At 45.5% G+C, this 25,883-nt stretch carries 27 protein-coding genes and 1 pseudogene; 24 read left to right on the plus strand and 4 right to left on the minus strand.

Annotated elements, in window-relative coordinates; translation table 11 throughout:
- Positions 1 to 46: 46 nt before the first annotated feature.
- Entirely contained in the window at positions 47 to 190 is a 144-nt protein-coding gene (locus KSP24_RS12115; protein WP_216975207.1) for a hypothetical protein, read from the minus strand.
- Between the two features lie 134 nt (positions 191 to 324).
- Between KSP24_RS12115 and KSP24_RS12120 the strand changes: the two genes are divergently transcribed.
- The 8 genes from KSP24_RS12120 (at position 325) to mnhG (ending at position 8,316) form a co-directional block, all read left to right on the plus strand.
- Positions 325 to 1,299, plus strand: coding sequence for an aldo/keto reductase (locus KSP24_RS12120; RefSeq protein WP_216975208.1), 975 nt, complete (start codon positions 325 to 327; stop codon positions 1,297 to 1,299).
- Between the two features lie 538 nt (positions 1,300 to 1,837).
- Complete coding sequence (locus KSP24_RS12125) at positions 1,838 to 2,479, plus strand: universal stress protein (protein WP_216975209.1); 642 nt, start codon at positions 1,838 to 1,840, stop codon at positions 2,477 to 2,479.
- Positions 2,480 to 2,526: 47 nt separating this feature from the next.
- Positions 2,527 to 5,385, plus strand: coding sequence for a Na+/H+ antiporter subunit A (locus KSP24_RS12130; RefSeq protein ID WP_216975210.1), 2,859 nt, complete (start codon positions 2,527 to 2,529; stop codon positions 5,383 to 5,385).
- 1 nt (position 5,386) lies between these two features.
- Complete coding sequence (locus KSP24_RS12135; protein ID WP_216975211.1) at positions 5,387 to 5,722, plus strand: Na(+)/H(+) antiporter subunit C; 336 nt, start codon at positions 5,387 to 5,389, stop codon at positions 5,720 to 5,722.
- Positions 5,719 to 7,194 (plus strand): Na+/H+ antiporter subunit D, encoded by a 1,476-nt coding sequence (locus KSP24_RS12140; RefSeq protein WP_216975212.1) that lies wholly within the window; start codon positions 5,719 to 5,721, stop codon positions 7,192 to 7,194. The genes KSP24_RS12135 and KSP24_RS12140 overlap by 4 nt, the downstream gene beginning before the upstream one ends.
- 6 nt (positions 7,195 to 7,200) lie before the next feature.
- Positions 7,201 to 7,677 carry a Na+/H+ antiporter subunit E gene (locus KSP24_RS12145; protein ID WP_216975213.1) on the plus strand — a complete coding sequence of 159 codons (477 nt, stop codon included), beginning with the start codon at positions 7,201 to 7,203 and terminating at the stop codon, positions 7,675 to 7,677.
- Complete coding sequence (locus KSP24_RS12150) at positions 7,677 to 7,970, plus strand: Na(+)/H(+) antiporter subunit F1 (protein ID WP_216975247.1); 294 nt, start codon at positions 7,677 to 7,679, stop codon at positions 7,968 to 7,970. The genes KSP24_RS12145 and KSP24_RS12150 overlap by 1 nt, the downstream gene beginning before the upstream one ends.
- Positions 7,954 to 8,316 carry a monovalent cation/H(+) antiporter subunit G gene (gene mnhG, locus KSP24_RS12155; RefSeq protein WP_040101481.1) on the plus strand — a complete coding sequence of 121 codons (363 nt, stop codon included), beginning with the start codon at positions 7,954 to 7,956 and terminating at the stop codon, positions 8,314 to 8,316. The genes KSP24_RS12150 and mnhG overlap by 17 nt, the downstream gene beginning before the upstream one ends.
- A gap of 424 nt (positions 8,317 to 8,740) precedes the next feature.
- Here mnhG and KSP24_RS12160 read toward each other — a convergent pair.
- Positions 8,741 to 9,301 (minus strand): annotated as a pseudogene (locus tag KSP24_RS12160) (multidrug resistance efflux transporter family protein); the annotation flags it as partial.
- Between the two features lie 187 nt (positions 9,302 to 9,488).
- Here KSP24_RS12160 and KSP24_RS12165 point away from each other — a divergent pair.
- Positions 9,489 to 10,685 carry a GTP-binding protein gene (locus tag KSP24_RS12165; protein ID WP_216975214.1) on the plus strand — a complete coding sequence of 399 codons (1,197 nt, stop codon included), beginning with the start codon at positions 9,489 to 9,491 and terminating at the stop codon, positions 10,683 to 10,685.
- On the opposite strand, the gene KSP24_RS12170 is transcribed toward KSP24_RS12165, so the two are convergent.
- On the minus strand, positions 10,682 to 11,548 hold the full coding sequence (locus KSP24_RS12170) for a LysR family transcriptional regulator (protein WP_013370887.1): 867 nt from the start codon (positions 11,546 to 11,548) through the stop codon (positions 10,682 to 10,684). The genes KSP24_RS12165 and KSP24_RS12170 overlap by 4 nt on opposite strands.
- Before the next feature lie 130 nt (positions 11,549 to 11,678).
- On the opposite strand from KSP24_RS12170, the gene KSP24_RS12175 reads away from it, so the two are divergent.
- The 6 genes from KSP24_RS12175 to KSP24_RS12200 all read left to right on the plus strand — a co-directional run bounded on the left by KSP24_RS12175 (position 11,679) and on the right by KSP24_RS12200 (position 16,895).
- Positions 11,679 to 12,008 (plus strand): antibiotic biosynthesis monooxygenase family protein, encoded by a 330-nt coding sequence (locus KSP24_RS12175; RefSeq protein WP_013370888.1) that lies wholly within the window; start codon positions 11,679 to 11,681, stop codon positions 12,006 to 12,008.
- Positions 12,009 to 12,087: 79 nt separating this feature from the next.
- Positions 12,088 to 13,107, plus strand: a complete 1,020-nt coding sequence (locus tag KSP24_RS12180) for a daunorubicin resistance protein DrrA family ABC transporter ATP-binding protein (protein WP_025679061.1) — start codon at positions 12,088 to 12,090, stop codon at positions 13,105 to 13,107.
- Positions 13,104 to 13,919 carry an ABC transporter permease gene (locus KSP24_RS12185; RefSeq protein WP_025679063.1) on the plus strand — a complete coding sequence of 272 codons (816 nt, stop codon included), beginning with the start codon at positions 13,104 to 13,106 and terminating at the stop codon, positions 13,917 to 13,919. The genes KSP24_RS12180 and KSP24_RS12185 overlap by 4 nt, the downstream gene beginning before the upstream one ends.
- Positions 13,920 to 13,984: 65 nt before the next feature.
- Positions 13,985 to 14,659, plus strand: coding sequence for a response regulator transcription factor (locus tag KSP24_RS12190; protein WP_025679065.1), 675 nt, complete (start codon positions 13,985 to 13,987; stop codon positions 14,657 to 14,659).
- Positions 14,656 to 15,780, plus strand: a complete 1,125-nt coding sequence (locus KSP24_RS12195) for a sensor histidine kinase (RefSeq protein ID WP_216975215.1) — start codon at positions 14,656 to 14,658, stop codon at positions 15,778 to 15,780. The genes KSP24_RS12190 and KSP24_RS12195 overlap by 4 nt, the downstream gene beginning before the upstream one ends.
- Before the next feature lie 542 nt (positions 15,781 to 16,322).
- Positions 16,323 to 16,895, plus strand: a complete 573-nt coding sequence (locus tag KSP24_RS12200) for a DinB family protein (RefSeq protein ID WP_216975216.1) — start codon at positions 16,323 to 16,325, stop codon at positions 16,893 to 16,895.
- A gap of 279 nt (positions 16,896 to 17,174) precedes the next feature.
- Here the strand turns inward: KSP24_RS12200 and KSP24_RS12205 are convergent, their stop codons facing one another.
- Positions 17,175 to 18,044: a DUF421 domain-containing protein gene (locus KSP24_RS12205; protein WP_025679071.1), complete on the minus strand. Its 870-nt coding sequence runs from the start codon at positions 18,042 to 18,044 to the stop codon at positions 17,175 to 17,177.
- Between the two features lie 272 nt (positions 18,045 to 18,316).
- On the opposite strand from KSP24_RS12205, the gene KSP24_RS12210 reads away from it, so the two are divergent.
- The 9 genes from KSP24_RS12210 to KSP24_RS12250 all read left to right on the plus strand — a co-directional run bounded on the left by KSP24_RS12210 (position 18,317) and on the right by KSP24_RS12250 (position 25,866).
- Positions 18,317 to 18,586, plus strand: coding sequence for a glutaredoxin family protein (locus KSP24_RS12210; RefSeq protein ID WP_013370895.1), 270 nt, complete (start codon positions 18,317 to 18,319; stop codon positions 18,584 to 18,586).
- Positions 18,587 to 18,615: 29 nt separating this feature from the next.
- A complete protein-coding gene (locus KSP24_RS12215) occupies positions 18,616 to 19,956 on the plus strand; it encodes an LLM class flavin-dependent oxidoreductase (RefSeq protein WP_216975217.1) in 1,341 nt (446 codons plus the stop codon).
- Between the two features lie 17 nt (positions 19,957 to 19,973).
- Positions 19,974 to 20,504 carry an NADPH-dependent FMN reductase gene (gene ssuE / locus KSP24_RS12220; RefSeq protein ID WP_013370897.1) on the plus strand — a complete coding sequence of 177 codons (531 nt, stop codon included), beginning with the start codon at positions 19,974 to 19,976 and terminating at the stop codon, positions 20,502 to 20,504.
- 115 nt (positions 20,505 to 20,619) lie between these two features.
- The gene (locus KSP24_RS12225; protein WP_216975218.1) at positions 20,620 to 21,510 is read left to right on the plus strand and encodes a LysR family transcriptional regulator; all 891 of its coding nucleotides are present in this window, start codon (positions 20,620 to 20,622) and stop codon (positions 21,508 to 21,510) included.
- Between the two features lie 160 nt (positions 21,511 to 21,670).
- Entirely contained in the window at positions 21,671 to 22,522 is an 852-nt protein-coding gene (locus KSP24_RS12230; protein ID WP_216975219.1) for a transporter substrate-binding domain-containing protein, read from the plus strand.
- Positions 22,523 to 22,598: 76 nt separating this feature from the next.
- On the plus strand, positions 22,599 to 23,378 hold the full coding sequence (locus KSP24_RS12235) for an amino acid ABC transporter permease (RefSeq protein ID WP_019687081.1): 780 nt from the start codon (positions 22,599 to 22,601) through the stop codon (positions 23,376 to 23,378).
- Complete coding sequence (locus tag KSP24_RS12240; protein ID WP_216975220.1) at positions 23,375 to 24,085, plus strand: amino acid ABC transporter permease; 711 nt, start codon at positions 23,375 to 23,377, stop codon at positions 24,083 to 24,085. The genes KSP24_RS12235 and KSP24_RS12240 overlap by 4 nt, the downstream gene beginning before the upstream one ends.
- A complete protein-coding gene (locus tag KSP24_RS12245) occupies positions 24,082 to 24,834 on the plus strand; it encodes an amino acid ABC transporter ATP-binding protein (RefSeq protein WP_216975221.1) in 753 nt (250 codons plus the stop codon). Before KSP24_RS12240 ends, KSP24_RS12245 begins: the two co-directional genes overlap by 4 nt.
- Positions 24,835 to 24,849: 15 nt before the next feature.
- Positions 24,850 to 25,866, plus strand: a complete 1,017-nt coding sequence (locus KSP24_RS12250; protein ID WP_216975222.1) for an LLM class flavin-dependent oxidoreductase — start codon at positions 24,850 to 24,852, stop codon at positions 25,864 to 25,866.
- The last annotated feature ends 17 nt before the right edge of the window (positions 25,867 to 25,883 follow it).

Consider the following 25,883-nt stretch of genomic DNA (forward strand, 5'->3'; position numbering starts at 1 on the left):
ATGAGTTACGGTGGTTGAGGTGAGCGGCTCCGCGAAGGGTTTGATCTTACGATCGCTGACGCTTCTCCAGATTCAAATCTTTCTCTCCGCTGGTAACCACCGTAAAGTCACTTCTTTTAACATTCGGTGGGTAGTATGAGAAGGGCCTCTGCATGTAATGCTTCGGCATGGTGCGGAGGCTTTTTTGCATGCGCTATCCACCTTTTAAAATGCATTTTGGGGTGTTTCAAAGGGGGGTTATTCTGGTGAATGAAGTGGGTATGGTCTTTTTTTATGCAATTTTTCGGAATTTAAAAAAATCCTTAAGCAAAGGCGGGAGACAGTATGGAGTATTCATACTTAGGAAAGTCAGGCTTGAAGGTTAGTCGGTTATGTCTGGGCACAATGAATTTCGGACCGGAAACTGAAGAAAAGGATGCTTTTAAGATTATGGATGCCGCGCTTGATGCGGGCATTAACTTCTTTGATACGGCTAATGTATATGGCCATGACCGTAAAGGCTGGACGGAAGAAATTATCGGACGATGGTTCCAGCAAGGCGGTGGAAGACGTGAGAAGGTCGTATTGGCGACCAAGGTTTACGGGGACATGAAAAATGAAAATGACGGACCCAATGCAGGATCAGGTTTGTCTGCCTACAAAATTCGCCGTCATTTGGATGCGTCGCTGAAACGTCTGCAAACAGACCATGTAGAGCTATATCAAATGCATCACATTGACCGCAATGTGTCATGGGATGAATTGTGGGGTGTATTCGAGTCCGTGGTGGATCGTGGACAAGTTGGTTATATCGGTTCCAGTAATTTTGCAGGCTGGCATATTGCGGTGGCTCAGGCCGAAGCGAAGGCACGTCGTTTTCTGGGTCTGGTATCGGAACAGCACTTGTACAACCTGAACGAACGTTCGGCTGAGCTTGAAGTATTACCGGCAGCTCAAGAGCTGGGTCTGGGTGTAATTCCATGGAGCCCGTTGGCGGGCGGACTGCTGGGACGCAATGCGTTAGCAGGTACAGGTTCCCGCAGCGCACGTGCCAAGGAAAAGGTAGAGCAGAATCGTGCGAAGCTGGAGCAATTTGCGGCGTTATCTCGCGAGCTGGGTGAAAAGGAAGACGTGATTGCCCTGGCTTGGGTGCTATCTCATCCGGCCGTGACGGCTCCAATTATCGGACCACGGACATTAGAACAGTTAGAGGATGCTCTGCGGGTACCTGAGGTTAAATTAAGTGAAGATGTGCTTGCCAAGCTGGATGAGATTTTCCCGGGTCCGGGAAAACCTGCACCAGAAGCCTACGCCTGGTAATCATACCTCGTACTTATGATCAAGCAACATTCTTTTTAAAAATAATTTCCAAAAAAACAGCAGATCTGGGAGTAGTCTCCTTGAGCTGCTGTTTTTATACTAATCGGAAAAACTAACAACTATTCGTTAATCTTTCGTACTATCCGTACATACTCCCTGGGGAGAAAGGGAATGCTTATTAGGACAGGTTCAGTGAAATGAGCTGATTGGAATTTGTAACTTTTATTTGCTGGTAACATCGGGTTGCTCATCGCTGTCTTTGTGTGAATATTATGTTCAAGTCCCCAGCACACGATAAGCAATAGGATAAAGAGACTGGTGCAGATCATCATTTTGCGCATCAACACATGAACCACTCCTCTGTAAGAATATTCTCCATTTCTACAGGGTGCTATACGCAAAAAAAATTACCTTTACAATCTCCCCGGTAAACTATATAATTTAGAACTAATTGTATATTGTTTTACCCGGAGGAGCCTGCCAACAGTGGGCTCTTTTTGTGTTTTTTTCGTTAAATTGGAAACAGGAGGCACAGAAAATGATGACGGAGATGAACAATGAGAGCATTATGGTGTGTGTCCATTATGGTCCGCACGGACAGCGGTTAATTCAAAGAGGCAGCGAATTATCCCGGTTACTCGGGGCTCCTTTATATGTGTTAACAGTGGATGCAACAACAGATCATGAATACAACCAAAACAAGGAACAATACCTCTCAGGATGGGAAAAGCAGACCAAAGATGCTGGAGGATCGTTTCTAATTCGTAAATGCAATGGGAAAAAGACAGCTGAAGTGATCGTGGAGACAGCTCAGGAAAAAAAGGTTACCCAAATTATCATTGGCCAGTCCAGTCAGACGCTATGGCAAGAGATTACCCGTGGTAATTTTGTCAACGATTTGATTGAACAGCTGGGTCCCATTGATCTTCATATTGTGGCTGTGCAGCGTTATCCCGAGCTCTTAGAGCACTCGCATGAGAAGGGATTTTCCGCTTATTTGGTAAAGCGGGATGGAAATTATGTACTGAGCGAAGAGCCTGGTGGAGAAGATACGATAAAAGGGATTTTTTTTCGTGAGCTGGATACTGATTTCAACAGCGGTCTATTCAAAATCGTTAGAAATGGGGAAGCCCAGTATTTGAAAATTCTACAAAGTGAATGGGTAAAGCCGCATTCCTAGAGGTCATATACAAAAAAAGTAAACTTATATAGGGGGAGTGCTCGATTGTGTTGCATGCTGCAATTTTGATTCCATTCATGCTGGCTGTCCTAATCCCGTTGACCAAGGGCGTTTCGCGCTGTCATACAGGTTGGATAGTCTTGCCCGTACCCATAGCTCTTTTTCTGTACTTCCTGACAAGGATATCGGACATTCAGGCTGGAAATGATACGATATCAACTATATCTTGGATGCCTTCACTTGGGATTAATATTACGTTGCATCTGGATGGACTGAGCCTGCTATTTGCTCTGCTGATTACGGGAATGGGTGCGTTGGTGATTTTGTATTCCATTTATTATCTTAATAAGCGGACGGAAGCGATTCGCCATTTCTACATCTATTTGCTCATGTTTATGGGAGCAATGCTTGGTGTCGTTTTGTCTGACAATTTGATGGTTCTATATGGATTCTGGGAGTTAACCAGTATTACATCATTTCTGCTGATCGCCTTTTGGCACCGACGGGAGAGATCACGTTATGGAGCTCTGAAGTCGATGCTAATTACTGTCTTTGGCGGGCTGGCGATGTTCGCGGGGTTCAATCTACTCTACGTAATGAGTGGAACATACAGCATTCGAGAGATTATAGCCCAAGTCAGCTTATTGACTGAGTCCCCGTTGTTTATTCCGGCGATGCTGCTGATTCTACTGGGGGCGTTTACTAAGTCTGCACAATTTCCTTATCACATCTGGTTGCCCGATGCCATGGAGGCGCCGACACCTGTCAGTGCTTATCTGCATTCAGCTACAATGGTTAAGGCGGGGTTATACCTTGTGGCGCGTCTTAGCCCCGTATTCGCTGGACAGTCCGAATGGTTCTGGTTGGTTACACTTTCAGGTCTGGTCACGCTTTTTTATGGATCGTTTAAAGCGATTAAACAAACAGATCTTAAAGCTCTGCTTGCCTATTCCACTATTAGTCAGCTTGGTCTGATAATGTGTTTGCTCGGGCTGGGATCGGCTTCTGCCTTTTTTTCCGATACAGAGGAGTCGTTATTCTATACGACGGCTACTGCGGCGGCCATCTTTCACCTGATCAACCATGCCGTCTTTAAAGGCTCTCTATTTATGGTGGTTGGTATTGTCGACCACGAGGTGAACACTCGGGATCTGCGCAAGCTCGGCGGTTTAATATCCCTAATGCCAGTCACCTTTTCTGTGGCGTTGATGGGGGCTTTCTCGATGGCAGGGTTACCACCATTCAGCGGTTTTCTGAGTAAAGAAATGTTCTTTACCGCTGTGTTGAATATTCGGGAGTTGGATGTTCTGAATACACAGTCGTGGATGATTCTAATTCCGGTGATTGCATGGATTGCCAGTGTATTTACCTTTGTTTATAGTATGATTTTGGTCTTTAAAACTTTTACTGGTAATCTCCAGCCGGAGAAGCTCGATAAAATACCGCATGAAGCACCGCTGGGTCTGTTGATTTCCCCTGTCCTGCTGGTTTCACTCGCTGTGGTATTCGGCTTATTTCCTGATCTCTTGTCTTATTCTCTGATTGAGCCGGCTATGGGCTCGATCTATAACGAGCTATTGTCGCCAATGGAAACCTTCGGTGTCTCCATTCATTTCTGGCATGGTTGGACACCTGAGATATTCATGACACTGGGTGTTATCGCTGTCGGGACACTTCTCTATAGAAGACACAGCCGATTGCGGATTCTGGATCGGGAACGGAACGGTAGCAATTTTCTTAATCTCATGTACGATGGATCTCTTCAAGTGCTGGAACGTGGATCAAACCGCTTCACAAATCTCTACATGACGGGATCAAACAGACATTATTTGCTTTATATATTTGGCTTTTTCGTCATTGCCTTAGGAAGTGCGATGATTGGCACCCAAGGAATATCGCTGGGTATGAGCCACTATGCTCCGTTAGGTTTCTATGAGGCTGTCATTGTTGTTGTAATGCTTCTAGCAGCGTTGGCCGTACCCTTTGCTAAGTCGCGGGTCAACGCGATTTTATTTACTGGTGCAGTCGGGTACATGGTGACTCTGCTGTTTGTTATCTTCCGCGCACCTGATCTTGCATTAACACAAATGATTGTGGAAACAGTATCTGTCATTCTGTTCCTTCTGTGCTTTAAGTATCTTCCGAAGTTAAAAAAGGAGAAGGAGCGTCTGAGCTTTAGATTGCCGAATTTGATTATCGCTGCAGGTGTAGGAATGACGATGACATTCATTGGGCTGGCAGCAATGGGCAGTAGTCCATTCGCTCCTATTTCGGAGTTTTTCCTTAAAGAAAGCTATTCCTTGGCCGGAGGGAAAAACGTAGTCAATGTCATTCTCGTTGACTTCCGGGGATTCGACACTCTATTTGAAATTATGGTTCTCGCTATTGCATCCCTTAGCATTTATGCCTTGATTAACTTGCAAGTGGAGCCTGGCATTACACCCGCCAACAAAAATAAGAAGGGGGGAAGAATGGCTTTTCCGCTCCGGAGTAATGATGTGATCTTGCGAACTATGTCCAAGGTTATCATAATCGTGATTCTCACTTTCTCGATGTATTTGTTCTTTGCCGGACACAATAATCCGGGAGGTGGCTTCATTGGAGCCCTGATGACTTCAGCAGCGCTTATTTTGATGGCGATCTCCTTCGGGATGGACACGGTTCGTAAAGTCCTTCCAGTGAATTACCGCATGATCACAGCGGTAGGGCTGCTCATTGCAATTCTGACTGCGGCTGGCTCGTTTGTTTTCGAAGCCCCTTTTCTCAGCCATTCCTTTGGGCACTTTGATCTGCCTATTATGGGTGATACCGAGCTGGCTACAGCAGTCCTCTTTGATCTGGGGGTATACCTGGCTGTAGTAGGTGTGACCATGAGTATTATTTTTACCATAGGGGGGGATGAGTGAAATGGAACTGATTATGGTTGTAGCTGTAGGTATTTTATTTACAATTGGGGTGTACCTGATTTTATCTAAGAGCCTTCTGCGCATTGTTTTGGGGACTTCCTTGCTAACTCATGGCGTTCATTTGCTGCTCTTGACGATGGCCGGACTAAAGACGGGAGCTGCTCCAGTATTAGGAGGTAAAGCGAAGACTTATGTGGACCCTTTACCGCAGGCGTTAATTCTGACCTCTATCGTCATCAGTTTTGGAGTCACTGCCTTTTTCTTCGTGCTTGCTTACCGTTCATATCAGACGTTGGGCACCGATGAAATCGACAGTGTTAAGGGGGAAGAACGATGAGCAATCTCTTGGCACTACCGATTTTAATTCCCTTGTGTACCGCTGTTATATTGATTTTTATGAAGGAGAGGATTCTGCTTCAGCGGTTCATTAGTACAGTTAGCGCCATTTTGAATATTATGATTGCTCTTGTGCTGATTTACCGCATTCATAGCGGAGGTATACAAACTTTGCAAATGGGGGGATGGGCGCCGCCGTATGGCATTGTGTTCGTGGGGGACATGTTTGCGGCTCTGCTTGTGCTAACCGCTTCGGTGGTAAGCTTGGGTATTCTTATCTACTCCTTCCGCAGTATTGATGCAGAACGGGAGCGTTTTTATTACTACACCTTTTTTCATTTCTTGCTTGTAGGTGTCTACGGATCTTTTCTTACAGGAGATATGTTCAATTTGTTCGTTTTCTTCGAGGTTATGCTGATTTCCTCCTATGCCTTGATTTCACTGGGAGGAACGAAGCTCCAGCTTCGGGAAACCTCCAAATATTTGCTTATTAACATTGTGTCATCCACACTTTTTGTGGCAGCAGTTGCTTATCTATATGCGGCTGTCGGCACCCTGAATATGGCTCATTTGTCTCAGCGAGTTGCTGAAGCGGGGCAGGTAGGCGTACTCAATGTGATCGCTGTTCTGTTCCTGATTGTGTTCTCATTGAAAGCGGGATTATTTCTCTTTTTCTGGCTGCCGGGTTCTTACAGTGCGCCACCGTCTGCTGTAAGGGCCTTGTTCGGTGCGTTACTGACAAAAGTGGGACTGTATGCAATCATTCGGACCTTTACTCTTATTTTTGTCAATGATCCCGGACTCACGCATACGTGGGTCGCTTGGATGGCAGCGGCCACGATGATTCTGGGAGGACTGGGAGCGGTGGCTTATAACGATATTCCTCGTATCTTTAATTACAACGTCATTATCAGTGTAGGCTTTGTGGCCTTCGGTCTGGCTGCAGCGACACCAGATGCATTGAATGGGGCGGTTTTCTATTTGCTACACGATATGTTGGCAAAAGGATTAATGTTTGTTCTTGGGGGTATCATTATCACTGCAGCGGGAACGGATCAATTAAAAGATATGGGGGGCCTCATCAAACGCTATCCTTTAATCGGCTGGATGTTTTTTACACTCGCCCTTGCACTTGTAGGTATTCCACCGCTTAGCGGGTTTGCCGGTAAAGTGTTGATCACTCGGGGCGGATTGGATGCTGGAATGCTGACATTATCCTTGATTGGGCTAGGATCGAGTTTCCTTGTGCTGTACTCGCTGATCAAAGTATTCAGGCTTGCATTTTGGGGGAATGAACCCGAAGGCAACTTGCCGAAGATAAAGCTAAAAAGTGTGAGTACTGTGGCGGCCGGTTTGCTCGTCCTGGTTATATTGATGGGCATCGGGGCGGATTGGGTCTATTCCTATGTTGCACAAGCTGGTGATGTGCTGGCTCATCCCACGCTATACATCGAAGCTGTAATAAAGGAGTAGATGAAGATGGTCTTTCAAATATTATTAAATCTGCTGATTGCATTGCTGTGGATGCTGCTTAACAACGACTGGTCAGGGTCGCGGTTCACCATGGGCATTCTGTTAGGGATAGCCATATTGCTTGTTTTGCGTAAGTTCCGTCCAGAACCTTTCTACTTGAAGCGCATATGGGCCATCCTGAAGCTGCTACTTCTGTTTATGCGGGAGCTGATCGTTTCTAGCTTTGCGGTTATCCATCATATTCTCCGCCCGAAGCTGACGATCCGCCCAGGCATTTTTGCCTATGAGACTGCTTTAAAATCAGATTGGGAGGTCACTATTTTATCGTGCCTCATTTGTCTGACACCAGGAACGCTCACTCTGGAAATATCCGGAGAAGGTCAAATGCTGTATATTCATGCCATGGACATACAGGACGCGACACTGCTTTCTGAGCAAATTAGAGGGACCTTTGAAAAAGCGATCATGGAGGTGACACAGTGATAGTTCTGGCACTTATGACTGCATCACTAGCTATTCTCTCCTTAGCCATATTAGGTTGCTTATACCGTTTGATTAAAGGACCAACCCGTCCAGATAAGGTAGCCGCGCTGGACACGATAGGTATAAATCTGCTAGCTATGATTGCTGTGATTTGTATGCAACTGAGGACACAAGATTTTATTGAAATTGTTCTTGTTATAGGAATCCTGACATTTATAGGAACAACGGCGTTGGCGAGATATATAGAAAGAGATGCCGTCATAGACACTGGGGGTGATGAACTTGATCGGTGAGTTGTTTACTGCGATCCTTGTTTTGTTCGGCGCTCTGTTCTGTGGATTGAGCGCATTTGGGTTGATTCGGCTACCAGATGTTTATTTACGTTCTCACGCCGCAACCAAAAGTGCAACGCTTGGCGTGCTTTGTGTATTAACAGGAGCCTTTCTTTATTTTTTGTTTTATGTAGACGTGGTCAGCATCAAATTACTGCTTGCCATTGTGTTTGTCTTTATCACTTCTCCCGTAGCCGGGCATCTAAATGGAAGAGCTGCCTACCGTTCAGGAGTCCCTTTATGGGAGAACAGTGTTCAGGATGATCTGGCGCCGGTATTGGAACAAAATACATCTTCAAAACCATAGTGCAGGATTGCGTCATGTCTGTCTGGATTGATGCTAAATGTGGAGGGATCATGTGCACAATATCATTTCCGTCCAGCCGTATTACAAGGTGGAAAGAATCGTAACTCCGTTAAAACAGGAAACAGTTATCCATCGTCGAGTTTTACACTTGTATACAACTAAAATTATATCAGCGTACCGGGAGTTTGCTCTCAATGAGGTATATGATATATCGTTTAAAAGTATCGGGAAGGGTTATGGTGTTCTTTATTTGCATACGAAACAAGGTGTATTCCCTTATAATGTAGAATCAGATCCAAAAGACTTTATGATAGAATTCAAAAAAAATGTAGAAAAGTAAGATTGTTCAATTCAAAAGATTTAAAAAGACCGTATCTATTTTTTGCGGTCTTTTTCTAATGCCTGAAGTTACCTAAAGTTTTTTAGCATGTGTAACTTCTACTGTGGCCAGCTTTTGCATATTTGCACGTACCTGATTTGTAGCTTTGCAAAAATAAGACAGTAGCAATTACCCCTAAGAATACGGTCACCAGAGCAGACTGTATGGTCTGATTCTTCTTGGCATTCCTGCGCTGAACATCTCATATAACGAAATGCGATTACCTAATGGATAGGCGAAAGAGGCCAGAATTACAGGCAACATACCGAATAAAAAATCTTGAGTACAAATAGATTGCGACTGCTCGACCTGCATCACAATAATTCCGATTAAAATAACCAGACATGAACAATCCTTGGATGGGGATTTTCCTCGTACTTTGACAGGGCCGTTCTCCATTTGGACAACCTCAGCAAATAAAGGAACAAGCAAAGAACCGGAAATAATGGTTATTTGCCAAGTCCCTGCGATCAACCACCCCGGTGAATATGCGGATGCGAAGCATAACGGAGCATAAAATAAAACAAACAGTTCCATAGACCGGTTGAGAACAAATGTAAAAGCAAAAAAGAAAGCCGCTAACACACCTAACCAGATTGAGCGCATAGCATTCTCCTAATTCTTTAAGTATTATCGTTATTTCTCATATTAATTACTTTAGATCATTCATTTCAAGAGTTTCTTTACAGTTGACAAAGCAAAAGGAATACTGTATATTTCTGAATGCTGATTTAATAGTAATAATTACGATTAAATATATCGATAAACCAATATTAAAGGGAGTGCACCAGCAATGAATAAGAAACCAATCCCGGTAACCGTGTTGAGCGGGTATTTGGGTGCAGGAAAAACGACGATTTTGAATCATGTTTTAAACAATCGAGACGGAATGAAAGTAGCAGTCATTGTCAATGACATGAGTGAAGTAAATATAGATGCCGAGCTGGTTAAAAAAGAGGGCGGCTTGTCCAGAACAGAAGAAAAACTGGTCGAGTTGTCTAATGGTTGTATTTGCTGTACATTACGTGAAGATTTATTGCTTGAGGTCAAGAAGCTAGCGGAACAAGGCGAATTTGATTATATATTAATTGAATCTACGGGCATCAGTGAACCCGTCCCCATCGCTCAAACCTTTACCTACGCCGATGAAGGAACGGGCATTAATTTAGCTTCGCTGGCAAAACTGGATTGTATGGTGACTGTAGTGGATGCGAACCGTTTCTGGCATGACTTTGAATCAGGAGAAACGCTGCTGGATCGTAAGCAGGCTACTGGAGAAGATGACACACGTGATATCTCGGACTTGCTAATTGACCAGATTGAAATTTGTGACGTATTGATTCTGAATAAGTGCGATCTGGTTCAGCCCGCAGAGCTGGACAAGCTGGAGGGTGTGCTGCGGAGATTGCAACCTGAAGCCCGAATCATTCGCACTTCCAAGGGAAAGGTCGCGCCTTCGGACATTTTAAATACCGGGCTGTTCAACTTTGACAAAGCTAGTCAATCCGCTGGATGGATTCGCGAGCTGGAGCTGGAAAGCCACACACCGGAGACGGACGAATATGGAATCAACTCTTTTGTTTATCGGCGTAGAAGACCGTTTCATCCTGCAAGATTGGCAGAATTTATGAGCTACTGGCCGGAGGAAATCGTTCGCGCCAAAGGCTTGGTCTGGATTGCAGCCCCTCAGGATTGGGCGGCGAGCATCAGCCAGGCAGGGCCATCTATTCAATTTGGTCCAGCGGGAAGTTGGCTTGCGGCGTTGCCAGAAGAAGAACGGCAGGAAATCATCGCGGGCAACCCTGAGGCTCTGGACCATTGGGATGAGCAGTGGGGCGACCGCATGAACGAAATCGTTATGATCGGTATCGGAATGAATCGGCTGAACTTGGAAGAAGAGCTAGATGAATGTCTGCTGAACGATAGCGAAATGGATATGGACTGGTCCAGCTTTGAGAATCCGTTGCCTTGGCCAACAGGAAGAAGCTAGTTGATCCATTCAGTAATAAAGTCCATACACTTTTTGGCGGCTGGAGCCATGTTCTTTAAGGAGACAGTAGCGATTCCAACGGAACGGGAATATCGTCCATCCAAGGGCCGAATACAAATGTCATAAGGGTTTTGGACTAAAATCATTTCGGGAAGGATACTTACGCCCAGGCCATTTTGCACCATAGCCATAATGGCATGATCATCTTCTAATTCATATTTGATTTTCGGAACAAGCTTATGCTGGGAAAAAATTCTCTGTACATCTGTATCACAGCCTGAAGCCGGCATAATGAAGGGTTCATTGAGAAGCTGATCCACACGTATGCTTGTCTGCTCCCGAAGCACATGATTAGACGGAAGTACGCACAGCATTCTTTCTTTTTTTAACGGTAATACTTCCAGTCCATCGAGTGTAGGCAGATTAACGAAGCCAAAATCAGCTTCTCCGCTGGCTATCCAATGCTCTATGTCATGGTAGTTCCCGTCGAGCAATTTTAGTTCAATAAGTGGGAACTGCTCGTTAAACTTTTGGATGATCCCAGGCAACCAATGGATGGATACACTTGAGAATGTACCTATCTTTACAGTTCCGGTCTCCAGTCCTTTGATGAGGGCGACCTCTTGATACAGCTTTTCATTCATTTGGATGATTTCTCTGAAATGCTTCATCAGACGTTCTCCGTTGCTAGTCAATTGGATGCCTGAACGTCCTCTAATTAAAAGAGTTAGGCCCAATTCATGCTCCAAAGCAGAAACGGCATGGCTAATAGCGGATTGTGTAAGATTGAGAAGTGCTCCTGCTTTGGTAAAGCTTCCTGCTTCTATTACGCTAAGAAAGACCTTATATTTAAACAAATTCATGTGTCCTCCAACATAGAATGAAATATATTCATACATAGTATCATATATATTCATTTTTTTTATCTCAGCTTTGTAGTTATAATCGAACTTGAGAAAATGCCGATTAACCATTAATTTCTGGGAGGTACCTATGAGTTCAATTGCAAAAACACCACAGCCCCCTTATTATGCAGCTATTTTTACTTCTGAACGTACGGAAGGGGATGGCGGATACGGAAAGATGGGGGACAAAATGGTGGAACTGGCTGCCAAGCAGCCTGGATTTCTAGGTGTGGAAAGTGTTCGTGACCAAAACGGAGTGGGCATCACCGTGTCCTATTGGGAGTCCTTGGACGCTATAAAACATTGGAAGGATAACGAGCTACACAAGCTAGCACAGGAGAAAGGGAAGTCTGATTGGTATAAAGCATTCGGTTTAAGAGTGAGCAAGGTAGAACGAGATTATTTTTTTACAGTGTAAATAATTAAGTAAAAGGTCTGTTCATATTCAGTTCATAAAAGTGGATTATTCTCTCTATAGAAATTGTTGTAGGGAGGAAATGAAAGTGGATTATACAGACAAAAAAGAAACCCTGGCCATTGAAGCAAGAGGACTAGTTAAAACTTTTGGTGATAAGTATGCGGTACATGGTGTCGATCTAAATGTGCGTGCCGGCACGATCTACGGAGTGCTTGGTCCCAATGGGGCAGGTAAGACGACGACCATCCGAATGCTGTCAACGTTATTGCGACCTGATGGGGGATCGGCGCTTATTTTTGGACACGATGCAGTAAAGGAACCGCAGGTTGTTCGTCAATTAATTGGCGTAACGGGTCAGTACGCATCGGTCGATGAGTCGCTTAGTGCTACCGAGAATCTGATTATTTTCTCCAGGCTGCTCGGACTGGAACGTGCTGAGGCACGTCATAAGGCAGCGGAGCTGCTAGAGGAATTTGGATTGTCTGAAGCAGCCAAGCGACCGTTAAAGCATTTCTCCGGAGGCATGCGCCGCCGACTGGATTTGGCCGCAAGTCTTATTGCCAAGCCGCCACTAATCTTTCTGGATGAGCCGACTACCGGACTGGACCCGCGCACGCGTGTTCAGATGTGGGACACGATCCGGCGTCTGGTGAAGACGGGTTCCACCGTATTGCTCACGACCCAGTATCTCGATGAGGCGGATCAGCTTGCTGATCGAATTGCGGTGATCGATCATGGTCGGGTAGTCGCCGAGGGGACGGTAGATGAACTGAAAGCGGCAGTGGGGTCGTCAACTCTGCAACTCAGAGTGCAAAATCAACAGGATATCGGAAGGGCTGCTCGAATCGTTGAACAAGTGCTTTCAGTCAAGTCCAGCGTGTCGGTGGAGGCTGGAAAAATTATTTCTCCGATGGCTAATGCCGATCGGGTGACGGACCTGCTGATTGCTCTCCGTGCCGGAGAAATTCACCTGGCAGAGATGAGTGTGCAAAAGCCAACGCTTGACCAGGTGTTTCTGTCCATCACTGGCCAAGGCGTACAAGTAAATGAGCAGCAGACGGCCCATGAAGCACATGCCGTAGAGGGGGTGAGAGCATGAAAAACGCTACTGCTATGACAGATTCTCATCGCACCTTGAAAAAGTCTGTGAGTTTCAAACAGGCGTTCGCCAACTCCATGACGATGGCCTACCGGGGCATTCTGAAGATCAGGCATACTCCTGAGCAGTTGTTTGATGTCACGCTCCAGCCGATTATTTTTACTCTTATGTTTACCTATATCTTTGGCGGGGCTATCTCAGGAGACGTGCAGCATTATCTACCGGTCATCATTCCAGGCATCCTCGTCCAAACAGTCATCTCGACCTCCGTCGTTACCGGTGTGCAACTGCGGGAGGATATGGACAAGGGAGTGTTCGACAGGTTCAAGTCACTTCCGATCGCACGTATTGCCCCTTTGGCTGGAGCTCTGCTGGCCGACAGTCTTCGTTATACTATTGCGACTGTACTTACCTTTGCCATGGGGTATATTTTGGGGTATCAACCAGAGGGAGGACTGCTGAGTGTTGCGATCGCTGCACTTCTGGTCATCGTGTGTTCCTGGGCGGTCAGCTGGATATTCGCCTTCTTTGGCGTGATTGCCCGCACGGCCTCAAGTGTACAGGGTATCTCCATGATTGTTCTGTTTCCACTTACCTTTATTTCCAACGCATTTGTGCCTGTAGATACTATGCCTGGCTGGCTACAGTGGTTTGTGAACGTCAACCCGATTTCACATCTTGTGAACGCGGTTAGAGAGCTTGCGAATACGGGGATGATTGGCGGAGAACTGGCGATCTCTTTGCTTGGGGCGGCAGTTATTGTGGCGATCTTTGCCCCGCTTACAGTTCGTGCTTATATGCGTAAAGCATAGGAAGGGGAACTCTTGACGAGGATGAGAGATTCAAGGCAGAGTTAGTCTGTAGTTAGGGGGTTAAAATGACACGTGTATTAGTGGTTGATGATGACCCGCATATTCGTGAACTCGTCGGACACTTTCTGAGACTGGAAGGTCTGGAAGTCGTCGAGGCGGTGGATGGTTTGGACGCTATGCGCTTGTTTGATGAAACTAAGGTCGATTTGCTTGTCCTCGATATCATGATGCCAGGGATGGATGGATGGGAGCTGTGCCGTAAGCTGCGCGAGCAGACCGACCTGCCGCTGCTGATGCTTACTGCCAAAGGCGAGACGTCACAGATTGTAAAAGGCTTCGCGCTTGGAACGGACGATTATCTTGTTAAGCCCTTCGATCCTATGGTGCTTGTTGCACGCGTAAAGGCTTTACTAAAACGCTATCGGATCATGGCTTCAAAATCGGTGACTGTCGGAGATCTTGTCCTGCGCAGCGATACATTTGAGTGTCAGGCTGGAGAGCAGGGAATTACCCTGCCACGCAAGGAATTTGAACTGCTCTTCAAGCTGGCCAGCTATCCTGGCAAAACCTTTACACGCGACCATTTGATCGAACAGATCTGGGGTTATGATTACGAGGGAGACGAAAGAACGGTTGATGTGCATATCAAGCGCCTTCGGGAACGATTTCCGGAGGCAACCCAATCCTTTGCGATCCGTACGATCCGGGGATTGGGGTATCGGCTGGAGATAAGGCAATGAAGCGGGAACCGGGGTTCCTTCGTATCCTTGCAAGATTCATGCTCGTGTTATTGGTGCTGTATCTTAGCTGGACTGCTGCGTATTTTATTACAGCGGTGATCTATTCACGCTTGTCATGGACTCCGCATGAATTGTTCGTCTATCTTATTAACGCGACACTTGGCTTTTTCTTTTTCGGTATAATTAGTATGACTGTGAGGCGCTTTATCCAGCCTAGAGAACAGCATTTTTTTACCGAAATGATCGATGCTTTAAAGCGAATTTCAGAAGGGGATTTTCACATAAATCTGGGATGGAACTTTGGTACGAGAAACGGAAACCATGATAGGAAACATCCTTATGTACAGCTGGTGGACAGCATTAATGATATGGCGGCAAATCTGAAGGTCATGGAAGAACTGCGGGAGGCGTTTATTTCAAACGTATCCCATGAAATTGGCTCGCCCCTGACCTCAATCATTGGTTTTGCTAAGGCGCTCAAGGACGATAATCTGGATCGGGAGCAGCGGGACCGATATTTGACGATTATTGAGACAGAGTGTATTCGTCTATCCAAGCTAAGCGATAATCTGATGAAGCTGGCGGTGCTGGATTCGGAGCGGCATCCGTTTCATCCGTCCTCTTATCGGCTGAACAAGCAACTGATCTCGCTTATCCTCGCCTGCGAACCGCAATGGGAGGCTAAACAAATTGACATGATTGTGGACACCCATAACGTTGAGGTCAACGCGGACGAGGATCTAATGGGCCAGGTGTGGGTGAATCTCCTTCACAATGCTATTAAATTCACCCCACAGGGTGGAAGCATATCTGTTTCTCTTTCAAGTAATGGTAATCAGGCAATTGTCTGCATTACTGATACAGGACCGGGTATCAATGAACAGGATCAACAGCGCATTTTCGAACGATTTTATAAAGCAGACAAGTCACGAACCCGAACCGCAGGAGGTAGCGGCTTGGGACTTTCCATCGCCCATAAAATAACGGAGATGCATAGCGGCTCTATTTCTGTGTCCAGCAAGGTGGGGGAAGGAACGGCGTTTACAGTATTGCTGCCTCTGCAAGAGGAAACAGTAAAGGGGAACAGCAACCATGAAATGAGCGGAAATAGTGGTGATTAACCGGGCTATTGCTGACACTGGTTATGCAAGCGTTGATATAGGTTCGACACAGGCGAAAGAAGTTCATCATGATTTATACAATGGTGGGTTTAGACTACAAGCGCTCGGTACAATTACCTATAGCATGGCTGGTACTACTAAACAACAGCTTACGAGTTCATTTGGGAGAATGATTTAAGAAGAAATATGGGACTCCTTACCTTGTTGGGTCATATTAATCTGTAAAAAAATCAAGAAGACGTTTCTGATACATCTGGAAACGTCTTCTTGATTTTTCATTTTCCAAATCCATTGGCTAAGTGTATGACGTTTAGGAAAGAGTCAGATGTTAGCGAATAATAATGTTTTAGACTAAACAATAAAGAACAAGACTGAGATCAATAAAGTTATAGACTGGCGCACTGGCGACGGCGGCCGGTGCAATTAGAAAATATAGTTTTAGACTGGAAAATAAAGTATAAAAGATATAAGCTACAAATATGCTTTATTCTTGAGCCCTCTCATATGATGAGAGTAATTCAGTATTCGAGGAGATGATCTTGATGAACAAGAACATAGGGATTAAGGATAATTTGGTAAGGTTCGACGAGATTTCGAAGCATTATGTTCGGGAGCTGGACAAGTATAGTCTGGCGGAACTGTGCCGCAAGCCAAGCGAGAACGAATGGTCGCTTGGGCAAATGTACCTGCATCTGCCCCATTCCACGCTGAACTTGCAGCTCCGTCTTGCGGAGCAGTGCATGGCGCTCGGTGGCGGCAGCGAGGAGGGCGGCGGGAAGACGGAGGCCGGCCATGCCGTGTTTGAGCAAGGGAGTTTCCCACCGGTTCGCATTCAGGTACCTGCCGACTTGCAACATACGCCTCCTCAGCCAGAGAGCAAGGAGCAGCTTGTCGCCAAGCTGGAGGAAGCAAGGCGCCGCATGCATGAGATTGGGGCGTCGCTACAGAACATAGACCCAGAGCGGCTGCAGCGAAAGGCGACTCATCCGGCCGTAGCCTTCGGCGCGTTAAACGCGGTCGAATGGTTCACGATGGTGGAGATGCATTACCGTCATCATCTTCTTCAAAAGGAGCGGCTGGACGCTTTCTTGCAAACTGCAGAATTATTAGGCTAACGGGACGCGATAGCTGAATGTTGACCACAACAGCGGCCAGTCTAGGATTTTACTTTCGCGTCCTTATCTGCCGCTGTTGCATTTGTCGGATCAGTCTAAAACATATTTCTCAAAAGCTGACGACCTTTGAAGTGGACAATCGCGTAAAATCAGCAACTCCAGTCTACAACTTTATTTTCTTCGAACATCAGAACCTTTACGTCGCTATGTTTATTTCAGCAAATTTGATAGAAAGCAGGGGTGTTTCTGGAGTTTATTTTTACGGGCCATTCGTATGTGTCAGGAATTAGATGTATTTATCGGTTTCATCTCTTGAATAGCTTCTTTCAAACTTTGTGAGCATTGCTCGTATAGCTGTTTTCTTTGCTGCTCACTGGAACCAGATGCTAGCTTTTGCAGTTCTGTAGTGCATTGTTCCAAAAGAGTCAGTACAGCTTGATTAGAGTCTTGTACCTTGGACTGTTGTACATTATCACTATATTGGTCAATATATAGTTCTCCTTGCGTGTCCACCTGGGCAAAAAACACATCTTTGACCGTCAAACTCTTTTCCTTTAGCTTGGCATCCAGCCATTGCTGAGTAATCCCCATATATGCCATTTGTTGTTCCATGAGTTGTCCGTCCATAATGACAGCTGTGGGTTCCTTCTCCGGTAATTGCAGCATATTCAGATCCTTAAGCGTCACAGGCTGCTTGTCTTTGGTTAACAGCACGTTGACTTCGCCACTAGTTTCCATAAGAGCAAATTCTACATCAGCTACTTTGAACACATTCTTACTTCGTAGCTGCTCCATCAATTCATCTAGGGTAAGTCGTTCCTTTCTCAGATTATCCTCTAAAATTTTGCCGTCTTTGATTAGAACTGTCGTCTTTCCATCTGATAAATCCCTGACTTTCTTGCTTTTAATTTGCAAAAATTCAATGCATAGTGTTGTCAGTACCCATACGGCTAACGATACGGTACCCAAGTACCAGGAGGATTCGCGTTCCAAAGGGATAGAAGCAGCCAAGTTACCGATGGTGATCCCGGTTATATATTCGAACAAGGAAAGCTGTGATACCTGACGTTTTCCGAGAATCTTGGTAATCACAAAAAGAATAACGATGGCTAATAACGTACGTAAAGCTACAATGGTCCATTCCTGCATTTGTTCAACCTCATTTCATTTCGCCACAAGGGCGCTACTATTCCAAGGATATCCGCGCCAAGTCCCATTTAAACTCCAATTTATCTAAATTTAAATATACAGGCTGTCACCAAACCGATTAAATACAATATAAAATTAAAATTTTCTATCGTTCAATTACCATTGTCTATTACACAAGCGATTGACGGAAAAGAGGGAGCAGGATACATTATAGATATAATTCTCATTTAATTCATCGGGATTATAAACATTAAACTCACGGAGGTATGTATATGTCGTCCAAACCTAAAGTTGTAGTGTGGAGCAAAACCGGCTGTCATTTTTGTGGAGAGATCAAATCGTACCTGGAATCCCAAAATCAGCCGTATGAAAATATCCAGGTGGACGGAAATGATGCACTGCGTGATGTGTTGGAGACCAAATATGGTATTCGTTATGTTCCTGTCGTAGAGATAGGTGGAGATAACAAATATGAAGCACTTCTTAACCCGGATCTGGAAGAGCTGGGTAAAGTGCTGGAAAGTTATAATCAAGCGGTATAACAATTATATTCAAGAGAGGTGGAAGCGTCATGGCTAAGAATAGACAAATTAAATTGGGTGCGATTATTCACGGTGTTGGGGGAAGCATGACGACTTGGCGTCACCCTGATGTACCTGCGGATGCAAGTGTTAATTTTGATTTTTATAAAACGCAGGCACAAAAGGCAGAGGAAGGGAAGTTTGATCTCGTATTTATTGCAGACGGTCTGTTTATTAACGAAAAATCCATTCCTCACTTTCTGAACCGTTTTGAGCCAATTACGATTTTGTCTGCTTTGGCTGGGGTGACGAAGCATATCGGATTAGTTGGCACATTGTCGACTTCCTATAGCGAACCGTTCACGGTAGCACGCCAGTTTTCTTCCATTGATCATATTAGCGGAGGTCGTGCAGGCTGGAATGTGGTGACTTCCCCGCTGGAAGGTTCTGCTCTTAACTTTAACAAAGGTGAGCATCCATCGCATCCACAACGCTATAAAATTGCCGATGAATACTTGCAAGTTACCAAAGGACTGTGGGACTCGTGGGAAGAGGATGCGTTCGTTCGTGATAAGGAAGCCGGCGTATTCTTTGATCCCGACAAGCTGCATACACTGAACCACAAAGGTGAGTTTTTCTCTGTGCAGGGTCCGCTAAACATTGGACGATCCAAGCAGGGACAGCCGGTTATTTTCCAGGCAGGTTCCTCAGAAGATGGCAAAAACCTGGCTGCCAAGGAAGCGGATGCCGTATTTACAGGACATGAAACATTGGAGGAAGCACAGCAGTTTTACCGTGATGTGAAGGAACGTGCAGTACGCTATGGCAGAGCGGAAGAGGATATTGTCATTTTGCCGGGCATTTCGCCGATTATTGGCAGCACGCCAGAGGAAGCGGAACGTAAGTATGAGGAGATTACCAATTTAGTAACGATTGAGGCTGCGTTAAAATATTTGGGGCGTTTCTTCGATCATCACGATTTCTCACAATATCCGCTGGATGAGCCATTCCCTGAGCTTGATGGTATTGGCAGTAATTCATTCCGCAGCGGTACAGATAAAATCAAACGAACAGCCAAAGAGCAGAATTTGACGTTGCGTGAGGTTGCGTTGCGTTCAGCTACGCCGAGAACCTCTTTTATCGGAACTGCTGAGCAGGTGGCAGATCGAGTGCAAGAGTGGTTTGAAAGAAAAGGGGCAGACGGATTCATTATCGGTTCCGATGTGCCAACAGGCCTGCATGATTTCGTAAATCTAGTTGTGCCTATTTTGCAGGAGCGTGGCATTTATCGTCAGGATTATGAATTTAACACACTGCGTGAAAACCTGGGTGTGCCTATTCCTGAGAATCGTTATACAGCAGCCAGATCCAAAGTGAAAGTTGACGCATAACAGAAGGAGGGAATGAGATGTCCAAGGTTGTCATCCTATCGGGCAGTCCGTCTACACAATCCCGTTTATACGGTTTGATTCACTATACAACTGAGCAGTTACGAGAGGCTGGAGCGGAGGTTACATTACTGAATGTGGTCGACTTGCCCGCTGAGGATTTGATCAAAGCTAACTTTAATAGTCCCGACGTCACAGCAGCGCTTGCGTTGATTGCAGCAGCGGATGCCGTCATTGTGGCTTCGCCAGTATATAAAGCGGCCTATTCAGGGCTATTGAAAATATTTCTGGATCTGGTTCCGCAGGAGGGACTGAGAGGGAAACCTGTCTTGCCTTTATTTATCGGCGGTACACTCGCCCATCTGCTGGTTATTGACTATGCCCTGAAGCCGGTTCTGAGCGCATTGGGGGGAAGACATATTCTTGGTGGGGTGTATGCAGTGGATCAGTGGGTCGAGCGCCTGCCGGGTGGAGCATATGGGTTGTCCGAAGAGTTGATTGTACGATTGGAACGTTCTGTTAAAGAGCTCAATGAGCTATTGAAGTTATAGATATTTTGATATTTTCAATATTTCCATTGACAGGTCGTTCAGTGAGTTTTATGATACAAAAAACCAAGTTAACTCATTGGATAAATGTATATAAAACTTACTGGGGGACTTGCGTATGAATATCGAGAATATTGAAGCCTTTGTATACGTGAATCATTATGGAAGCTTTAACAAGGCGGCAGAAGCATTGTTCTTGTCACAGCCCTCTGTCACAGCCCGGATTCAGACGCTGGAACGCGAGCTTGAGTGTAAGTTGTTCGACCGCCAAAGCAAACAAACGATTCTGACGGAGGATGGACGAAAGTTCCTTCCTTATGCGGAGCAGATGCTGCAAGTGCTGCAAAAAGGGAAGCAAAAGCTTCAACAGCGCAAGAAAGCCCCTCAGCAAATTCGAATTGGCTGCACGATATCGGTGTCGAACTATATCATTCCTGAAATACTAAAACAGCTTCGTGCTCGCTATCCGGAGGTTAACTACAAAATTGTGACCGCTACGACGGATCAACTGCTACATAAGCTGTTGAACCGTGAGGTAGACATTAGTTTTGTCCGTAAAGTGATGCATCCGGCTATTCGTACGCTTGCCTTTTATGAAGATCCGATTTCCCTGTATGTATATGAAGGCCACCCGTTTACGAAGACAGGAAAGGCCAGCATACAGGATATCCAGCGTGAAACCCTGGTATTTTTTGAATGCGGCTCATTAGATTGGATGAGGATTCATCGATCTTTTGAATCACTGGAGCAGCCACCGGATATTGCTTTTCAGGTAGACAATGTGGTCACGGCCAAAAAGCTGGTATTGCAAGAAGCGGGCATTGCCTTTTTGCCGGATGTCTGTGTGAACCGTGAAGTGAAGGATCAGAAGCTGTTCCGTGTTCATATTCCGGAGGTGGCTGGGGTATCTATGCAGATTAGCATAATCGCAACCAAAGAAGACTGCGCAGTGTCCTCCGATTTTGCAGATGCACTGACAGAAGGCTTCAGGGAGGCTGTTTTGTTATAGAAAAGTCCTATAGGTTGGTGGATTGACGTATTGGATTACAGGTGTTAAATTAATCACATCTTAAAACCAATTAAGTTTATAGGAATTATTAATTATTAAATGTTATAGCTACCATGTATGTCGCAAACTGCTGATATGCAAAGAGATGAGGGGGATTCATATGAAAAAGTGGTTTGCAATATTGTCTATTATGGCAATCATTCTGGTGTTGGCAGGCTGCGGCTCCTCAGATGACACGTCTAGTGCGTCAGGTTCAAGCGGAGACGTGAAGAAAATTATTGTAGGCACAGGCACTCAATTTAAAAATGTATGCTTTATTGACGAAAACGGAAATTTAACAGGCTTTGATGTTGAGCTGATTAAGGAGCTGGACAAGCGCCTACCTCAATACGAGTTTGAATTCAAAACGATGGATTTTGGAAATTTGCTGCTCAGTCTCGATGCCGGCAAGATTGATCTGGTATCGCATCAAATGGAAAAAAACCCGGAACGCGAAGCCAAGTATCTGTTCAACAAAAATCCGTATAGCATTTTTCTAAACAGAGTAGCTGTAGCGAAGGATAATAATAGCATTCATTCCATTGATGATTTGAAAGGGAAAAAGGTACTTACCAGTCCAACCAGTAATGCGGCGTATGTGCTGAAAGAATATAACAAAACCCACGGAGATGCTCTGAATATCGTGTATACGAGTGGTGCAGCCAATGATACGGTGCAACAAATTACGAGCGGCCGTATAGATGCTACCGTTACGACAGACTTTGCGAACCGTTTTAACACCGATGAAAAAGGAGAAGTAGCTCTGAAAACCGTTGGTGATCCTTTAACTCAATCAGATGTACTATATGTACTGAACAAAAATGAGCAAGGATTGGCGGATGACCTGGACAAAGCCATTCAGGAAGTGAAGGACGACGGTACGCTGTCGAAGCTGAGCATTAAATGGCTTGGAGAGGACTTCACGAAGTCCCTGGAGGATGTGAAAAAAGAGAGTACCAGCAGTAAGAAGTAAGGATAGACTTGGACATTTCAGCGGTCAGGGTACTTTATGTATTCTGACCGCTGATGTATAGAAAGGAGGCAGGCATATGAGCAGAGAGTTCAATATTGATTATGTTTTTAGCTTTATCCCGAAAATGCTGTCCTATTTGCACATCACCTTGTTTATTGTGGCAAGCTCGCTTGTGTTGGGACTGATCATTGGTCTGTTGGTTGCGCTGCCTCGCATGTATAACATTCCATTTCTCAAACGTGTTTCTCAGGTGTATGTTTCCTTTTTCCGTGGGACCCCGATTCTAATTCAATTGTTTCTCGTGTATTACGGCCTGCCAGAGCTACTAAAGCTGGTGGATATCAATTCCTCCAGATGGGATGTGTTGTGGTTTGCCGTAGCGACCTACGCGCTCAATAGTGGAGCCTTTATTTCCGAAATTATCAGGTCTGGCGTAGGTGCTGTAGATCGGGGACAAATCGAGGCTGCACAGTCAGTCGGCATGTCAGGCTATCAAACTTTTACACGTATCATCTTGCCGCAAGCGTTGGCTGTAGTGGTTCCGGTATTTTCCAATCTGGTCATTGGCAATCTGAAGGATACTTCGCTGGCGTTTACGATCGGTGCGATGGAGATGACAGGAAAATCGCAAACATTGGGTTCGGCTACCCAGCATTTTGTGGAAACGTATATCGCGTTGTCCCTTATCTATCTAGTGATCAGTCTAATTGTACAAAAATTATTCAAGGTGCTGGAAAATACACTTCTCCGGCATGAGCATAGAGATTCAGTACAGAAAGAGCCCGCCAAACGAAAAGGTTTTGTGGTGCGTTACCTGAGAAGTCCTCGTCTGAGTAAAGGAGGTAAAGGCATATGAGTCTGGACTTTGGATTTGTATACACCGCCTTTTTAGGATTGTTCTCCGCGTTGCCCAACACTTTAATCATTACAGTGGTTTCCGTGCTGGCAGGGTTGGTCATTGGGATTATAACGGCGTTGGCACGAATTTATAACGTTCCTGTGCTGTCCCAGATCTCTCACGGTTACGTTACTTTTATCCGAGGTACACCGATGCTGATGCATCTGCTGCTTATTTATTTCAGTTTGCCTTTGTTGATTGATGCAGGAGCGAAGCATTTCGGATGGTCACTGCAATCCAAAGACGTTCCTTATATGGTATTTGCACTCATTTCGTTCTCCATTACCAGTGGCGCCTATATGTCTGAGGTCGTCCGTTCTGGAATCCAGTCGGTTAACAAGGGGCAGATTGAGGCGGCTTATGCGGTTGGTATGACGACATGGCAAGTATTGAGACGCATTGTATTTCCGCAGGCATTCGTGGTGAGTTTGCCGAACCTGACGAATTCTGTTATTGGGATGCTGCATGGTTCTACCTTGGCCTTCACCGTTTCGGTCACAGAAATACAGGCTCAGGCTGAAATTCTGGCATCCACAAACTGGAGATATTTAGAGGTGTATATTGCGGCAGCCCTGCTATTTTGGGGATTGACGGTATTGATTGAGCGAATATCCGGCTTGGTGGAGAAAAAAATCAATGTATTTAATGGAGGTCGAGCATCATGATCCGTCTGCAAAATATTACAAAGTCGTTCGGCAAACATGAAGTGCTCAAAGGCATTGATTTGACCGTGAACAAAGGCGAGGTCGTCGTTATTTTAGGACCAAGCGGTTCAGGAAAAACAACCTTGCTACGCTGCATTAATTATCTGGAAAAGCCGAATGACGGAGAAGTCAGCATTGGAGATTTTACCGTGAATTGCAAGCGACCTGCGAAGAAGGATGTTGTGGCCTTGCGTAAAAAGACGGCTATGGTCTTCCAGCAATATAATTTGTTCAAGCATAAAACCGCGCTGGAAAATGTCATGGAGGGACTTGTCGTTGTCCGCAAGTTTAAGCAGGAGGAAGCGAAAAAAATCAGTATTGAAGTGCTGGAAAAGGTTGGCCTTGGCGAAAAACTGAATCATTATCCAAGCCAGCTATCCGGTGGGCAGCAGCAGCGTGTCGGCATAGCGCGTGCTTTGGCGCTGAACCCGGAGGTGATTTTATTCGACGAGCCGACTTCGGCGCTGGACCCTGAACTGGTGGGTGAGGTGCTGTCGGTGATCCGTAAGATTGCGAAGGAAGGCATAACCATGATTGTCGTGACACATGAAATGGGCTTTGCGCGCGATGTTTCTAACCATGTGGTATTTATGGATGGCGGTCATATTATCGAGGAGGGCACACCAGACGCCATTTTTAACCACCCCAAAGAGGAGCGTACCCAACAATTCCTGAAACGAATTACACCAGAATATAACTATTCAATTTAGACGGGAGAGGGAGACATGAGCATTAAAATCGGAGTATTGGATCAAAGCCCTATACACGAGGGTGAAACGGCGGCACAGGCCCTTCGTAACACGATTAAGCTGGCGCAGCGTGTAGAAGAATTGGGATTCACGCGCTTTTGGGTATCAGAGCATCATGATTCCGAGCAGGTTGCAGGCTCATCGCCAGAGGTACTCATTTCCCATCTGTTGGCACGCACCGAGCGTATTACAATCGGGTCTGGTGGGGTGATGCTTCAGCATTACAGCCCATATAAAGTGGCTGAAAACTTTAATGTGCTAGCCTCTCTTGCACCGGGTCGTGTAGATTTGGGCATCGGACGTGCGCCAGGCGGGTTGCCGAAATCCACACAGGCGTTACAACGCAACGTGCATGATGCACCTTCTCTCGAAGAGAAAATTGATGAAGTAAGTCGCTATATTCATAATATCCCGCCTGAAGAAGGACCGCTGGCCGGATTACAGGCGAATCCGATTCCGGAAATACCAGCAGAGATTTATGTTTTGGGTACAAGTACAGACAGTGCTGGAATTGCTGCACGTTTGGGGTTACCCTATGTTTTTTCGCAATTTATTAATAGTAGTGAGCAGGTTGCACTGGATTCATTCCGTACGTATCGGGAGTCTTTCGATTACAGTTATGGACGTGAGCCGAAGGCACTTTTTGCGCTATCGGTTATTGTGGCAAACACTTCCGAAGAAGCAGCGGAGTTGGCAGGTGAGCAGAAGCTGTACAAGATTCACCTGGCCAGTGGCAAAACGGCTACGGTGGGTGCGCTGGAAAGTGCAGAGGAATTCGGTAAGCAATCGGGTGAAGAATATACAATTGAAGTTACACAAGCACAAATTAACAAAGGAAATAAAGATGAAATCTATGCTGTGCTGACGGAAATTCAAGCGAAGTATCAAGCAGATGAGCTGATTGTAACGACAGGCATACGGGATATCGACAAGCGTGTGCGCTCATTCGAGTTGTTGCATGAAGCTTTTGCCGGGTTGCCTGTGCAGTCCTAGAAACTATTGACATAAGA

Origin of the sequence: Paenibacillus sp. AK121, assembly GCF_019042715.1 — a bacterium.
GTDB classification, from domain to species: domain Bacteria; phylum Bacillota; class Bacilli; order Paenibacillales; family Paenibacillaceae; genus Paenibacillus; species Paenibacillus polymyxa_C.

Excerpts from the sequence above, each read along its gene's own strand:
- KSP24_RS12245 (WP_216975221.1), top strand. The coding sequence starts at position 24,082 with ATGATCCGTCTGCAAAATATTACAAAGTCGTTCGGCAAACATGAAGTG.
- KSP24_RS12235 (WP_019687081.1), top strand. The coding sequence starts at position 22,599 with ATGAGCAGAGAGTTCAATATTGATTATGTTTTTAGCTTTATCCCGAAA.
- KSP24_RS12230 (WP_216975219.1), top strand. The coding sequence starts at position 21,671 with ATGAAAAAGTGGTTTGCAATATTGTCTATTATGGCAATCATTCTGGTG.
- KSP24_RS12205 (WP_025679071.1), bottom strand. The coding sequence starts at position 18,044 with ATGCAGGAATGGACCATTGTAGCTTTACGTACGTTATTAGCCATCGTT.
- KSP24_RS12200 (WP_216975216.1), top strand. The coding sequence starts at position 16,323 with ATGAACAAGAACATAGGGATTAAGGATAATTTGGTAAGGTTCGACGAG.
- mnhG (WP_040101481.1), top strand. The coding sequence starts at position 7,954 with ATGAACTTGATCGGTGAGTTGTTTACTGCGATCCTTGTTTTGTTCGGC.
- KSP24_RS12190 (WP_025679065.1), top strand. The coding sequence starts at position 13,985 with ATGACACGTGTATTAGTGGTTGATGATGACCCGCATATTCGTGAACTC.
- KSP24_RS12165 (WP_216975214.1), top strand. The coding sequence starts at position 9,489 with ATGAATAAGAAACCAATCCCGGTAACCGTGTTGAGCGGGTATTTGGGT.
- KSP24_RS12125 (WP_216975209.1), top strand. The coding sequence starts at position 1,838 with ATGATGACGGAGATGAACAATGAGAGCATTATGGTGTGTGTCCATTAT.
- KSP24_RS12195 (WP_216975215.1), top strand. The coding sequence starts at position 14,656 with ATGAAGCGGGAACCGGGGTTCCTTCGTATCCTTGCAAGATTCATGCTC.
- KSP24_RS12250 (WP_216975222.1), top strand. The coding sequence starts at position 24,850 with ATGAGCATTAAAATCGGAGTATTGGATCAAAGCCCTATACACGAGGGT.
- KSP24_RS12140 (WP_216975212.1), top strand. The coding sequence starts at position 5,719 with ATGAGCAATCTCTTGGCACTACCGATTTTAATTCCCTTGTGTACCGCT.
- ssuE (WP_013370897.1), top strand. The coding sequence starts at position 19,974 with ATGTCCAAGGTTGTCATCCTATCGGGCAGTCCGTCTACACAATCCCGT.
- KSP24_RS12180 (WP_025679061.1), top strand. The coding sequence starts at position 12,088 with ATGAAAGTGGATTATACAGACAAAAAAGAAACCCTGGCCATTGAAGCA.
- KSP24_RS12120 (WP_216975208.1), top strand. The coding sequence starts at position 325 with ATGGAGTATTCATACTTAGGAAAGTCAGGCTTGAAGGTTAGTCGGTTA.
- KSP24_RS12135 (WP_216975211.1), top strand. The coding sequence starts at position 5,387 with ATGGAACTGATTATGGTTGTAGCTGTAGGTATTTTATTTACAATTGGG.
- KSP24_RS12240 (WP_216975220.1), top strand. The coding sequence starts at position 23,375 with ATGAGTCTGGACTTTGGATTTGTATACACCGCCTTTTTAGGATTGTTC.
- KSP24_RS12145 (WP_216975213.1), top strand. The coding sequence starts at position 7,201 with ATGGTCTTTCAAATATTATTAAATCTGCTGATTGCATTGCTGTGGATG.
- KSP24_RS12170 (WP_013370887.1), bottom strand. The coding sequence starts at position 11,548 with ATGAATTTGTTTAAATATAAGGTCTTTCTTAGCGTAATAGAAGCAGGA.
- KSP24_RS12175 (WP_013370888.1), top strand. The coding sequence starts at position 11,679 with ATGAGTTCAATTGCAAAAACACCACAGCCCCCTTATTATGCAGCTATT.
- KSP24_RS12210 (WP_013370895.1), top strand. The coding sequence starts at position 18,317 with ATGTCGTCCAAACCTAAAGTTGTAGTGTGGAGCAAAACCGGCTGTCAT.
- KSP24_RS12225 (WP_216975218.1), top strand. The coding sequence starts at position 20,620 with ATGAATATCGAGAATATTGAAGCCTTTGTATACGTGAATCATTATGGA.
- KSP24_RS12215 (WP_216975217.1), top strand. The coding sequence starts at position 18,616 with ATGGCTAAGAATAGACAAATTAAATTGGGTGCGATTATTCACGGTGTT.
- KSP24_RS12185 (WP_025679063.1), top strand. The coding sequence starts at position 13,104 with ATGAAAAACGCTACTGCTATGACAGATTCTCATCGCACCTTGAAAAAG.
- KSP24_RS12115 (WP_216975207.1), bottom strand. The coding sequence starts at position 190 with ATGCAAAAAAGCCTCCGCACCATGCCGAAGCATTACATGCAGAGGCCC.